Origin of the sequence: Paenibacillus sp. FSL H7-0716, from assembly GCF_038002705.1 — a bacterium.
Lineage (GTDB): Bacteria > Bacillota > Bacilli > Paenibacillales > Paenibacillaceae > Paenibacillus_AQ > Paenibacillus_AQ odorifer.
The window spans coordinates 25,006-37,491 of the sequence record NZ_JBBODA010000027.1; the positions used below are offsets into that span (position 1 = coordinate 25,006).

13 protein-coding genes are annotated in these 12,486 nt (G+C 43.4%); 9 read left to right on the plus strand and 4 right to left on the minus strand.

What is annotated here, in order from left to right; genetic code table 11:
- Nucleotides 1-744 precede the first annotated feature (744 nt).
- Nucleotides 745-1,206 carry a hypothetical protein gene (locus MHH60_RS25310; RefSeq protein ID WP_076124771.1) on the minus strand — a complete coding sequence of 154 codons (462 nt, stop codon included), beginning with the start codon at nt 1,204-1,206 and terminating at the stop codon, nt 745-747.
- 170 nt (nt 1,207-1,376) lie between these two features.
- Here MHH60_RS25310 and MHH60_RS25315 point away from each other — a divergent pair, with 170 nt between their 5' ends.
- A complete protein-coding gene (locus tag MHH60_RS25315; protein ID WP_036684358.1) occupies nt 1,377-1,760 on the plus strand; it encodes a DUF423 domain-containing protein in 384 nt (127 codons plus the stop codon).
- Nucleotides 1,761-1,835: 75 nt separating this feature from the next.
- Here the strand turns inward: MHH60_RS25315 and MHH60_RS25320 are convergent, their stop codons facing one another.
- Entirely contained in the window at nt 1,836-2,363 is a 528-nt protein-coding gene (locus MHH60_RS25320) for a hypothetical protein (protein ID WP_076135847.1), read from the minus strand.
- A gap of 214 nt (nt 2,364-2,577) precedes the next feature.
- Here MHH60_RS25320 and MHH60_RS25325 point away from each other — a divergent pair, with 214 nt between their 5' ends.
- From MHH60_RS25325 to sufB, 7 genes are all read left to right on the plus strand, one after another.
- A complete protein-coding gene (locus tag MHH60_RS25325; protein WP_036684352.1) occupies nt 2,578-2,880 on the plus strand; it encodes a YunC family protein in 303 nt (100 codons plus the stop codon).
- Between the two features lie 238 nt (nt 2,881-3,118).
- The gene (locus tag MHH60_RS25330) at nt 3,119-3,580 is read left to right on the plus strand and encodes a Dps family protein (protein WP_076135846.1); all 462 of its coding nucleotides are present in this window, start codon (nt 3,119-3,121) and stop codon (nt 3,578-3,580) included.
- Between the two features lie 280 nt (nt 3,581-3,860).
- Complete coding sequence (gene sufC, locus MHH60_RS25335; RefSeq protein ID WP_076135844.1) at nt 3,861-4,643, plus strand: Fe-S cluster assembly ATPase SufC; 783 nt, start codon at nt 3,861-3,863, stop codon at nt 4,641-4,643.
- A gap of 26 nt (nt 4,644-4,669) precedes the next feature.
- Entirely contained in the window at nt 4,670-5,971 is a 1,302-nt protein-coding gene (gene sufD, locus MHH60_RS25340) for a Fe-S cluster assembly protein SufD (RefSeq protein WP_036684344.1), read from the plus strand.
- On the plus strand, nt 5,968-7,194 hold the full coding sequence (locus tag MHH60_RS25345) for a cysteine desulfurase (protein WP_076135842.1): 1,227 nt from the start codon (nt 5,968-5,970) through the stop codon (nt 7,192-7,194). Before sufD ends, MHH60_RS25345 begins: the two co-directional genes overlap by 4 nt.
- On the plus strand, nt 7,181-7,612 hold the full coding sequence (gene sufU / locus MHH60_RS25350; protein WP_036684339.1) for a Fe-S cluster assembly sulfur transfer protein SufU: 432 nt from the start codon (nt 7,181-7,183) through the stop codon (nt 7,610-7,612). Before MHH60_RS25345 ends, sufU begins: the two co-directional genes overlap by 14 nt.
- A 24-nt stretch (nt 7,613-7,636) precedes the next feature.
- Nucleotides 7,637-9,034: a Fe-S cluster assembly protein SufB gene (gene sufB, locus MHH60_RS25355; RefSeq protein ID WP_036684335.1), complete on the plus strand. Its 1,398-nt coding sequence runs from the start codon at nt 7,637-7,639 to the stop codon at nt 9,032-9,034.
- A 147-nt stretch (nt 9,035-9,181) separates the two neighbouring features.
- Here the strand turns inward: sufB and MHH60_RS25360 are convergent, their stop codons facing one another.
- Both MHH60_RS25360 and MHH60_RS25365 read right to left on the minus strand, forming a co-directional pair.
- Nucleotides 9,182-9,622, minus strand: coding sequence for a hypothetical protein (locus MHH60_RS25360; RefSeq protein WP_076135840.1), 441 nt, complete (start codon nt 9,620-9,622; stop codon nt 9,182-9,184).
- Nucleotides 9,623-9,716: 94 nt separating this feature from the next.
- On the minus strand, nt 9,717-10,262 hold the full coding sequence (locus MHH60_RS25365; RefSeq protein ID WP_256715138.1) for a hypothetical protein: 546 nt from the start codon (nt 10,260-10,262) through the stop codon (nt 9,717-9,719).
- Nucleotides 10,263-10,714: 452 nt separating this feature from the next.
- On the opposite strand from MHH60_RS25365, the gene MHH60_RS25370 reads away from it, so the two are divergent.
- Nucleotides 10,715-12,475: an ABC transporter ATP-binding protein gene (locus tag MHH60_RS25370; RefSeq protein ID WP_036684103.1), complete on the plus strand. Its 1,761-nt coding sequence runs from the start codon at nt 10,715-10,717 to the stop codon at nt 12,473-12,475.
- Nucleotides 12,476-12,486 lie beyond the last annotated feature (11 nt).

Here is a 12,486-nt window from a genome sequence, read left to right on the forward strand (position 1 = left end):
CCTAGCTGCACCATTATGATCTAGCAGACCACTAACGAAACTAGTACTAGTAGCCCACTACGGATTTAGCAGCCCACTAACGGAACTAGTGGCCCACTAACGGAACTAGCAGCCCACTACGGATTTAGTTAGCCCACTAACGGAACTAGTGGCACACTAACGGAACTAGTAGCCCCTATATTGGACTCAGCATCATCGGACCCAGCAGCTCTTAAACGCAGATTTTCCCCACATTTGATTCGCTATTGGACCCTATCGCAGCTATTGCCATAAAAACCGCTCAATAGGATCCTTTTTCGATGTAATAGCGACACTGGGGTCCGAAACTGTGCTCCAAAGGCGAAAAAAACGTAAATAACGTCATCTGTGTCCGTAAGACGCGGATGAGGGATAGGATCCAGCATCATCGGAATTAGCATCATCGGAATCAGTATTATCGGACCCAGCAGCCCTTAAACGCAGCTTTTCCCCACATTTGATTCGCTATCGGACCCTATCGCAGCTATTGCCATAAAAACCGCTCAATAGGATCCTTTTTCGATGCAATAGCGACACTGGGGTCCGAAACTGTGCTCCAAAGGCGAAAAAAACGTAAATAACGCCTTCTGTGTCCGTGAGCCGCGGATGAAGATGAGGACTCCCTAATGCAGATTTTAGATTCATACATAAATAAAGATATCCTCACAACCCGCTTAAAGTTGTTGGGATACCCTTTTTAATGAAGTTGGCATGTTTAAAAGAAGCTTAAAGCGTTCCAGCATTGACTAGGAAGGTTGTAATAAGCAGCATAAAGAGTAAGATAATAACACCATTGACTATCGTGCCAATAATGCCAAACACCTTGCGACGTTTCCGAATGGAAAGCCCAATGATGCCGATGACTACACCGATTACATTTAGAGCAGCCAGAATAATAACCGTTAATCCTAGAAGCATTATGAATTGCGAGGACTGGCTTAATAGTTCGGAATTCTCATTAACCAATGAAGAAGACTTCATTATAATAGAGATAAAGATGGCTGCATAGCCGATGATCGACACGAGACAGATAATGAATGAAGCAATACCAGGTCCAGAATGTTGAAGATCATGTTCTACTTTTTGATGCGTAGATGATAAATCAGCGCTTGGGTAATCCGGATGAGGGTTGGGATTTCCCACCTCTGCCGCAGGTACGTCTGATTTTGACAGAGAATTTAAGTCCATGGTTTGCACTCCTTGAGAGATTAGAATGAAATTGTTGTTAATATCCACTTTTTCATATTGATGCTAAAAAAGCAACCCCTGAATGAGGCGAATTTAAAAATGACTGCTGGAAATAGGAACTGGCATTACGTTATGATAGAATGAGTCTAAAATTAAGGGGGTGTAATCATTTGCAACGGAAATTTATGGCCTGGGGGGCTGTGCTAGCAATGCTGGCAGTGGGAATTGGTGCTTTCGGTGCCCATCTACTAAAACCCGTTATTAGTGAAGACTATATGAAGGTATATGAGACTGGCGTGCAGTATCACTTGGTACATGCGCTGGGGGTAATTCTCATCGCACTGGCTGTGGGCCAATGGGGCGAAAGTGCCCGATTACGTTGGGCGGGTCGATTGTTAATTGCAGGTACCATTTTGTTCTCTGGCAGTTTGTATGTTCTGAGTATCTCCGGAATTAAGGTGCTAGGAGCGATTACACCTATCGGTGGGGTATGCTTTATAATTGGCTGGTTATGCCTTGCGATAGAGGGGTTTTCACGTAAAACGTCGTCTTAGTTGTTAAGAAAAGAAAGACCAATAAGCACCCGTTCCCATAGAGGGAGGGTGCTTATTGGCTTGTAACGCATGCGCTTACAGAAACTCGTCGATTTCATTTAGATTAAAGCTGTACACCTGCTTCTCATCCACATGGTAGACACTTATAGAGTTGGCTGCTTCATCAAAGTTTAAAATACGACAGGGCATGGACACTTGTTTCCCGTACCGGTTCGCTCGTAAACGTACCAATTGATTATTCTGAATATACTGACGAATCTTCCCGTATGCATCAGCTGGCGTTTCAATGGCCGTTTGCTGTGCAGGCGTTTCTGCCTGTTTTTTTATCGGTGTATCCAGCTGCTTCTTCATGGATTTTGGAGGCAGCTTTAATGAAATGGGAGGAGCAGAGTTTTGATTCAAAGCAAGTTTAGCGGAGCGTAGCAAGCTGTCAATGGTTCTCCCTAATTCAAGACCGGAGTTAATGTTGAAATCTGTGATATGGTCATTATTGTTCAACATTTCGAGCAGAAATTGCAGTGCAAGCGGGTTGGTACGGGCATTAATCAGGATGTCGACGTTAAATAAATAATTGCCGTCTGTGCGTTGTAGTTTCTCGTCCATAAATCCCCCAGCTTTTCGTTTAGAACATCTCTGAATGGTTACAGGAATGTAATTAACTATAACATTAAACATGCAATATTCATATACCCAGGACTACTGGAATAGGGACTATTATACTGCATTTTATACTAGGCATAGGACTACCGTCAGCACACCCACAGCAAAATTAGCATACATATACAACGTGGATAGTGAAAAAAAGGAGGTGCTGCTATTGGTTACTATGGAGCCTATTACAGTAGGTGAACATACGCTGATCGGGGTAGAGGTTAAGCTTCCCAAAACTACACTGCTCTCCATCAGCACGAACCGAGGTTATATTATGTGCGGTGCACTGGATGTCGGTCTCCTCAATGAAACACTTAGTGATCGGCATATCATCGCGGCTCGTGCGGTGGGTGTACGGACACTTGCCCAGCTTTTAGCTGCCCCGTTGGAGTCTGTAACGATAGAAGCAGAGAGTCTTGGCATCGTACCAGGTATGACGGGTGCGGAAGCGTTACTTCTTATGGTCTGACCGGAAAATTAAACATTCCAAACAAACGGGGCTTAGGCCCTTTTTGTTTGTGTGCAAGTATTCACATTTAAGCATAATCAGGTGTGTGTTTGCTCATGCTAGTACAAATAAAGGTGTTATGGAAGGCTTCTCCTTGTTTCGTATTACAGGTAAAAGGGTAAATTAAGAATAGACAAGTTACTACCGGACGAAGGAAATAGTAACCGGTAAATATAATGGATAAGGTAGGGATCATCTCATGGCTAAAGCATCGAATAAAGTAAATACAACTTCACTGGAACAGATCATGAATCGTCAGGTTGCTAACTTAAATGTCCTGTACGTAAAAATTCATAACTTTCATTGGTATGTCAAAGGAGAACAATTTTTCTCCCTTCATGTGAAATTTGAGGAATTATATAATGAAGTAACCCTTCAAATGGATGAAGTAGCAGAACGCTTGCTAACCATCAAAGGCAGTCCGGCAGCAACATTGAAAGAATATCTGGAATTAGCTACAATTCAAGAAGCTACAGGTAAGGAAGATACACGGGGAATGGTTCAGTCTCTGATTGAAGACTTCGCCACCATTTCTGAAGAGCTGACAGAAGGTATCGAGCTTGCCGAAGAAACTAAGGATCAGCCAACCTCAGATATGTTCATTAAAATCCGTAGTGATCTAGAGAAACACCAATGGATGCTACGTTCATTTCTTAGCTAAGCATTAAGCAGTTTGAATAAGACTTCCTGCGGGAAGTCTTATTTTTGCGTTAGTCTTATACTTAATAAAAATCTTCTCTGAGTCACAAGTGATTAGCTAAAGAGAAATTTGTAAAAAAACAAGGTTTGATATAAAATTAGTGAGAATCATTGATAATCATTGTGATTCAATTTATAATAATTATAATGTGATATAAAATCTAATTGTGCTGGGAATCAGGATTATCCTGTTTCAATACAACTTTTGATTTCGCAAATCGATCAATGGAGGGAATAATATTATGGCAGCAGAATTTGTCATTGAGGGTCTTAAAGCGACGATTGAGGGAAAAGAAATTTTGAAGGGGATTAACCTTCAAATGAAAGGTGGCGAAATTCACGCCATCATGGGACCAAACGGTACAGGTAAAAGTACTTTGGCTTCGGCGCTAATGGGTCATCCTAAATACGAAGTAACTGATGGAACTGCAACTCTTGAGGGTGAAGATCTTCTGGAGATGGCTGTTGATGAACGCGCACGTGCAGGTCTTTTCCTTGCAATGCAATATCCAAGCGAAATCTCTGGAGTAACTAACTCCGACTTCTTGCGTTCTGCCATTAATTCCCGTCGTGAAGAGGGAAGCGAAATCTCGTTGATTCGTTTTATTCGCCAAATGGAAGCAAAGATGAAAGAACTAGATATGAACCCTGAGTTTTTACACCGTTACTTGAACGAAGGCTTCTCCGGTGGTGAGAAGAAACGTAATGAAATTCTACAAATGATGATGCTGGATCCAAAAATCGTGATCTTGGACGAAATTGACTCCGGTCTTGATATTGATGCTTTGAAAATTGTAGCTGAAGGCGTAAACTCCATGCGGAGCGAAGAACGCGGCTTCTTAGTTATTACCCACTATCAACGTCTTTTGAACTACATCAAACCTGATTATGTTCACGTTATGATGCAAGGTAGAATCGTGAAATCCGGTGGTCCAGAGCTTGCACAGCGTCTGGAAGCAGAGGGTTATGAATGGATTAAAGAAGAACTTGGAATTGAAGATGAAACTGTAGGGCAAGAAGCGTAAGAAACGCCAGGAAGGAGGAGACCACTATGACGACACAGACCATTCTTCCGGTGGATGCCGAACGCTTGAGCGAATTATCGCACAGCAGCGGCGAACCGGGTTGGCTGAAAGAAAGCCGCTTGAAAGCACTAGAATTGGCAGCTACTCTGACACTGCCTAAATTAGAGAAGACACGGATTGATCGTTGGAATGTCAATAATTATGGTAGCTATAAAGCAAGTGAACCTTTTGCTTCACTAAGTGATGCACCTGCATCTATTTCTTCCTTGATCAAGGATCAGGAGGAAGGCAGCCTGATTATTCAACGCAACTCTGGTGCAGTATATACACGTATCGCTCCTGAGCTTGCAGAACAGGGTGTTATTTTTACAGATCTACAGACAGCTGTTAAAGAACACGGAGATTTGGTTCAACGTTACTTGCATAAAGCCATTCAGCCAGACGAGCATTCTATCGCGGCGCTTCATGCTGCATTGTGGAATGGCGGAGTGTTCCTCTATGTTCCTAAGAATGTTGTTATTGAAACTCCGCTTCAAGCAGTGCTGTTAACGGATGATGCGGAAGCGACTTTTGTTCCACACATTCTGGTCGTAGCTGATACTAACAGTTCCGTAACCTATGTAGATAACTACGTATCGGATAAAGAAGAAGCTGGACTACACAATGGTGCGGTAGAGGTATTCGTGGGCGCTGGCGCTAAAGTTCGTTATGCTACAGTGCATCAGCTTGGTGTAGATACTACAGATGTAACTTATCGCCGGGCGGTTGTTGAGAATGACGGAGTCATCGAATGGATTGTTGGTGAGATGAACTACGGAGATACTGCGAGTGATACCAAGTCTGTGCTTAAAGGCAACGGTTCTAGCTCTGATGCTAAAGTAATTGCAGTAGGTACGGGTTCACAGAAACTGAATTACACCACTCAAGCTCAGCATTTTGGCAAAAGCACACCAAGTGACATGATCACTCGTGCAGTTATGCGTGATTCTGCTACTTCTATCATCAACGGAATCACCAAGATTGAGAAAGGTGCTACTAGAGCGGATGGCCAGCAAACGGAAAAAGTATTGATGCTGAGTCCAAAAGCCCGTGGTGATGCCAATCCGATTCTGCTTATTGATGAAGATGATGTTACAGCCGGCCATGCCGCTTCCGTAGGACAGGTCAATCACGAGCAAGTCTTTTACCTAATGTCCCGCGGAATTACACGGCATGATGCAGAGACTCTGATCATCTATGGCTTCTTGGCTCCTGTTGTGTCACAAATTCCACTGGAGGGACTGCGCAATCAGCTCCAATCTCTTGTGGAAAGGAAGTTAGTGCAATGATTAGCAACGCCATCCGGGAGCAATTTCCCATACTGAACCAAAATGTGAACGGACATCCACTGGTCTATCTGGACAGTGCTGCTACTTCACAGAAGCCTCGGAAAGTAATTGAGGCGGTCAAATCGTATTATGAGTGGGATAACGCCAACGTACACCGTGGCGTCCATACTTTAGGCAGCCGAGCAACCGATGCCTACGAGGGAGCCCGGGAGAAGCTAGCTAAGTTTATTAACGCCCGCAGCACTAAAGAAATTATCTTTACACGCGGAACAACTACAGCCTTAAATCTTGTGGCCTCTTCTTACGGACCCTCTGTTGTGGGTGAAGGCGACGAAATCGTCATCACCTTAATGGAGCATCATAGTAATCTGATTCCATGGCAGCAGCTCGCTAAGAAGACAGGTGCTACATTAAAATATATACCGTTGCAACCTGATGGAACGGTTACGTTGGAAGCTGCCGAGCAGACGATTACAGATAAAACCAAAATCGTTGCTATTGCTTATGTATCCAACGTTATGGGAGTAACTCATCCTATTAAAGAGCTTGCGGCTATTGCTCATCGTCATGGTGCAGTAATTGTCGTAGATGGTGCACAAAGCACACCACATATGAAGGTCGATGTGCAGGATCTGGATTGTGATTTCTATGCATTATCAGGTCATAAAATGCTCGCACCAACTGGGATTGGCGCTTTGTATGGTAAGAGAGCACTTCTCGAAGCCATGGAGCCTGTCGAATTCGGAGGTGAGATGATCGATGATGTGGGTCTTTATGAATCCACATGGAAAGAACTGCCTTGGAAGTTTGAAGGCGGTACGCCGATCATAGCTGGTGCTGTTGGTTTAGGTGCAGCCATTGATTTCTTACAAGAAATCGGTTTGGATGAGATACACCGCCATGAGAAAGCTCTTGCAGCGTATGCAGAGCAACGTCTGTCAGAGATCGAGGGTCTGAACATTTATGGTCCTCGAAATCGTGAAGTCGGCGTTGTCACCTTTAATCTGGGTGACGTTCACCCGCATGATGTCGCTACAGTGCTAGATGCGGAAGGCATTGCCATCCGCGCCGGGCATCACTGCTGTCAGCCGCTGATGCGCTGGCTGGAAGCCAGCTCTACAGCACGTGCAAGCTTTTATCTGTATAATAACGAGCAGGATGTAGATCGACTGGTGGACGCTTTAATCAAGACAAAGGAGTACTTCGGCTATGAACTTGGATGACTTATACAGACGCGTAATTATGGATCATTATAAAAGTCCTCGAAATCGCGGTTCATTTGAAGATGATGCTCTAAAAATTGAACTGAATAACCCAACCTGTGGTGACCGTATTACTCTTCAGCTTAAGGTAGAGGATGGAATCGTAAAGGATGCCCGTTATAATGGTGAAGGCTGTTCGATCAGTATGTCATCGGCTTCGATGATGACTGAGGCGATCAAAGGACAAACGGTTGAACGTGCGCTTGAACTGGCTGATAACTTCTCCTTACTGATGAAGGGTGAAGATGTGGATTTTGGAGATTACGAAGACATTGAAGCCCTTTCGGGTGTGAATAAATTCCCTGCGCGGATCAAATGCGCAACACTGGCTTGGAACGCACTTCGTAAAGGAATTGACGAAGAAGAGCAACATAAATAACAGTAGAACAAGGAGGCTGACACCATGGCTAAGAAAGCGCCTGATATGGAAGAATACCAGTACGGGTTCCGTGATGAGCATAAGTCGATATTCCAGTCTGGTAAAGGTTTGACGGCCGAAATTGTTAAAGAAATTTCAGCGATCAAAAATGAACCACAGTGGATGCTTGACTTCCGCTTGAAATCTTTGGAGCAGTTCCGTAAAATGCCAATGCCTACATGGGGCGGCAATATGGATGATTTGGACTTCGAGGATATTCAATATTATGTAAGACCTTCAGAGAAGCAAGGGAAGACTTGGGAAGAAGTTCCTTCCGAAATCAAAGAAACCTTTGATAAGCTGGGTATTCCTGAAGCGGAACAGAAGTTCCTCGCCGGCGTATCGGCACAATATGAATCTGAGGTAGTCTATCACAGCATGCAGAAGAGCCTTGAAGATCAAGGAGTTATTTTTACAGATACCGACACTGCATTGCGTGAGCACCCAGAGCTTCTGAAAAAATATTTCGGGACGATCATCCCTCCAACCGATAATAAATTTGCTGCACTTAACAGTGCAGTTTGGTCAGGCGGCAGCTTTATCTATGTTCCTAAAGGTGTGAAATGTGAAGTTCCTTTGCAGGCTTACTTCCGTATTAACTCCGAGAACATGGGACAATTCGAACGTACTTTGATCCTTGCTGATGAAGACAGCTTCGTGCACTATGTAGAAGGATGTACTGCTCCAATCTATAGCACGAACTCTCTGCACAGTGCGGTTGTTGAAATCTTGTGTATGAAGAACGCTCGCGTTCGTTATACCACAATCCAGAACTGGGCTCCAAACATCTACAACCTCGTTACGAAACGTGCGGTTGCAGAAGAGAATGCTACTATGGAATGGGTCGATGGTAACATCGGTTCCAAGCTGACCATGAAATACCCTGCGGTTGTTCTTAAAGGCCGTGGTGCTAAAGGTTCAGTACTATCCATCGCGGTAGCAGGTAAAGACCAGCATCAGGATGCGGGTGCCAAGATGATCCATTTGGCTCCAGATACAACATCCACCATTGTATCGAAATCCATCAGTAAACATGGCGGTAAAGTAACTTACCGTGGTCTAGCTTCCTTCGGCCGTCAAGCAGAAGGTGCGAAATCGAACATTAAATGTGATACGCTGATTTTGGATAATGAGTCCACTTCGGATACTATTCCTTACAATGAAATCATGAACGATAACATCGTTCTTGAGCATGAAGCAACCGTGTCTAAAGTTTCTGAGGAGCAACTGTTCTACCTGATGAGCCGTGGCCTCACAGAAGCTGAAGCGACTCAAATGATCATCATGGGCTTCATCGAGCCGTTCACAAAAGAATTGCCGATGGAATATGCGGTCGAAATGAACCGTCTGATCAAGTTTGAGATGGAAGGTTCAATCGGTTAATAAGAGCGCTTAGGAATGGAGGCTTGTCCTCCTAACGCTTATATATTTCTTCAAAGCATCCGTAGATATTTTTCTGCGGATGCTTTTTTATGGGCACAATTGAAAAAATCCCCGAATGCTCCGGGGACACACCTTTAATATTTTTAATTATCCATTTCCGGCAACGGCAATTCCACTGAAGGATCTGGCTCCCAGAGCTGCCGTTCTAATCGCTGATGCTACAATGGTGTATTGGATCTGGCCAGTAAGCACATCGGTCGAAGGCGGATAGTCGACAGCGGTTATTCCAACCATTTCATATTGGGTCGTTGTATTATTAATGTTTCCGGGGTAGGTTGTACTGAAAATTAATACATTATTGCGGTAAATACTAAAAGTAACATCATTCTGAACTATAATGCTGACATCAACACTAAGTCTGGCAAAAGCATTCAATGTGACTCTCACTAAGCCTGCATTGGCAGGGGTAACATTTACTGTCTGAAGTCCAATGTCACCGAAAATTGCACCTGAACGAACCAAATTAAGACTTTGTGCATCCATAGTGCTGCCCTGTGAAATCCGCATATCAAGAAACTGTATACTCATCCTATTCACCTAACCTCTCATTGTAGATCTTATATTTTATGAGAGAAAGAATAGAATGGCACCAAATCATTGGTGGGTTTTTTAATTGCGGTATTTACTGTTTTACCAGATCATTCACTTCTTTACTAAAAGCCTCTGAATATTGATTGAATTTACCTGCATCAAGTTTTAAGCTGTTATCGTTTGCTTTTGGAGGTGTCTCCTGGATCTGTTTATATAAAAGATCAATTTCTGGGGAAAGCTTGGCCCATATTTTTTTTATAGAATCATACTTAGTATCTAACTCGTTCATATATGTATCGTATTCTTTTTTCTCTTCCATGGCTTTGCCAAGCTGTTCGATCGTAAAGTCAATGTCCATGCTCGCTCCTGTACTGCTTGTACCACTTCTAGTGTATGAGATAACATCTACAAACCCAACATTCCAAATGTCAGCAATAACAAAATTGCTTATTTCTCTTAGCATTTTTTCAGGTGAGGGTGCTGTATCAGTTTTTGAGGAGATTTCCCCGAAATTAAACAAGTTTTTAGATTCGTTGATCGGTGTGTTTGCGTCCGTAGGGTTATTGTTATTTGTATTGCTACACCCTGAAAGAAGGATAATGGCGATAATACAAGATAAAATAAGCTGCTTTTTCAATATAGTTCCCCTCCATAATATAAGTAAAAAGTGTTGTATTACTATATTACGGTAAATTGTGGTAAAAGTTTTACATCTGAGACAAATTTAAGACGGCGAAAAAGTGAACTCTTCGTATCCCGGAATAAATCCCAATAATTATGCAAAAAACCGAATAAAGGTCCTCCTAATATTACACGATGATTACAATAATCTTGTAGATTCTTAATTCATCAGGATTAAGGAGGAAACACGAGCATTTTAAGATAACGAGGGTCCTTTATATCATGTAGATGCTGCTTTTTTCCGAAATAACCGCAAAAACGCGCAATTCTCCCCTTTGCCGCATTAAATTAGGGATGATACACTGCTTAAAGTCACTAAATTGTAAGCGCTAAAAAAAGCTGGCTTACGATGTAACATTGGCTTTATACAAAAAAATGCTTACTAAGTAAGCCTTAAGGAGGAGAGATATGGATGTTCTCAGGCAACTGCGCGGTTATTATCGGGAGAAGCTGCATTTTCTGATTCTTTCGATTATATGTTTGGCCGCTGCAACTGCAGTGGGGCTGATAACCCCCAATTTGTTAAGAAAGCTGATCGATGATGTTATTGTGCCACTTAAGTTTACAGAGGTGCCAGTGCTCGCATTGAGCGTGTTAGCTGTAGTAATAGTAAAAGCATGCCTGCAGTTTGCACATGGATTTTTTGGAGGACGGCTAGGTAACTTTCTTGCATACCGGCTGCGTAATGCTTGTTATGAGAAGCTGCAATTCCTATCTTTCCGTTATTATGATACCGCGAAAACGGGAGATTTGATGTCCCGGCTAACCGGAGATTTGGAAGCGATTCGTAACTTTATCGGTTTCGGTTTTGCTCAGTTGCTGAATGTCTTTTTTATGGTCATTTTTGGTTCGATTATGATGTTCTCACTCAATTGGCAGCTTACTTTAGTAACTTTGATTACGATGCCAATTCTGGCGTTTATTGCGCTAAAATTCGAGTCTAAGATTCACCCGGCCTTTCAAGAGATGCGTCTTGCACTCAGTTCTCTGACAACGGCTGTACAGGAGAATATCACGGGTGTGCGCACCGTCAAATCATTTGCGAGAGAGGCTCATGAAGTAGAGAAATTCTCACACCGCAACGAACGCTATAAGAATAACCAGATTTTTGCCGCTGAGCTCTGGAGTAAGTTTTTTCCGGCGATGGAGTTTTTAGCATCGATCAGTGCAGCTATTCTGCTTGGAGTAGGCGGAACGTTAGTTATTAAGGGGAAAATGTCATTAGGCGAACTGGTTGCTTTTTTCAGCTTAATTTGGTACATCATTGGACCGATTTGGGGTCTTGGATTCCATATTAATAACTATACACAGTCCAAAGCATCGGGAGAACGTGTATTGGAAGTACTTAATCAGAATATTGATGTGAAGGATAAAGAGAACGCCCGTGAACTGGTACCTTCTGAGGTTAAGGGAGATGTAGCGTTTAATCACGTCACATTTGCTTATGGGAACAAAATGCCTGCGGTTACAGACATTGATTTTGAGGCCAAATCTGGTGCGGTTATAGGGTTCCTTGGAGGTACGGGCTCTGGTAAATCGACCATTACACAGCTGATGATGCGTGCTTATGACGTTAATGAAGGCAGCATCACACTGGATGGGATGGACATCAGAGAATACAATGTTCGCAGCTTGCGTTCTCAGATTGCAACGGTCTTTCAGGAGACCTTCCTGTTCTCCTCCTCAATTCGCAACAACATCTCTTATGGGTTGAAAAATGTAAGTATGGAAGAAATTATCCGAGCTGCACAACTTGCCAAAGCCCATGATTTCATCATGGAGATGGAAGACGGTTATGACACTGTGGTGGGTGAGCGCGGAATGGGACTTTCCGGTGGACAAAAGCAACGGATTGCCATCGCTAGAGCCCTGCTTAAGAACCCGCGGATTCTTATCCTCGATGATGCGACCAGCGCTGTGGATATGGAGACGGAGCACGAGATTCAAGCCGGATTCCAAGAGGTCATGAAGGGGCGTACTACACTTATTATTGCCCATCGGATCTCCTCCTTGCGCCATGCGGATCAGATTATCGTCATGAACGAAGGTCATGTACAGCAGCGTGGTACCCATAAAGAGCTAATTGAAGTGCCGGGTCCTTATCAGGATGTATACCGGATACAGTATGCTGATTATCTGGCCAGAGCGACCGGAAGAGGGGAGGAGTGAGGCATATGAAA

Bases quoted from the DNA above. Each gene is read 5' to 3' on its own strand.
- sufB (WP_036684335.1), top strand. From the start codon at position 7,637: ATGGCTAAGAAAGCGCCTGATATGGAAGAATACCAGTACGGGTTCCGT.
- MHH60_RS25370 (WP_036684103.1), top strand. From the start codon at position 10,715: ATGGATGTTCTCAGGCAACTGCGCGGTTATTATCGGGAGAAGCTGCAT.
- MHH60_RS25360 (WP_076135840.1), bottom strand. From the start codon at position 9,622: ATGAGTATACAGTTTCTTGATATGCGGATTTCACAGGGCAGCACTATG.
- MHH60_RS25310 (WP_076124771.1), bottom strand. From the start codon at position 1,206: ATGGACTTAAATTCTCTGTCAAAATCAGACGTACCTGCGGCAGAGGTG.
- sufU (WP_036684339.1), top strand. From the start codon at position 7,181: ATGAACTTGGATGACTTATACAGACGCGTAATTATGGATCATTATAAA.
- MHH60_RS25330 (WP_076135846.1), top strand. From the start codon at position 3,119: ATGGCTAAAGCATCGAATAAAGTAAATACAACTTCACTGGAACAGATC.
- MHH60_RS25345 (WP_076135842.1), top strand. From the start codon at position 5,968: ATGATTAGCAACGCCATCCGGGAGCAATTTCCCATACTGAACCAAAAT.
- sufC (WP_076135844.1), top strand. From the start codon at position 3,861: ATGGCAGCAGAATTTGTCATTGAGGGTCTTAAAGCGACGATTGAGGGA.
- sufD (WP_036684344.1), top strand. From the start codon at position 4,670: ATGACGACACAGACCATTCTTCCGGTGGATGCCGAACGCTTGAGCGAA.
- MHH60_RS25320 (WP_076135847.1), bottom strand. From the start codon at position 2,363: ATGGACGAGAAACTACAACGCACAGACGGCAATTATTTATTTAACGTC.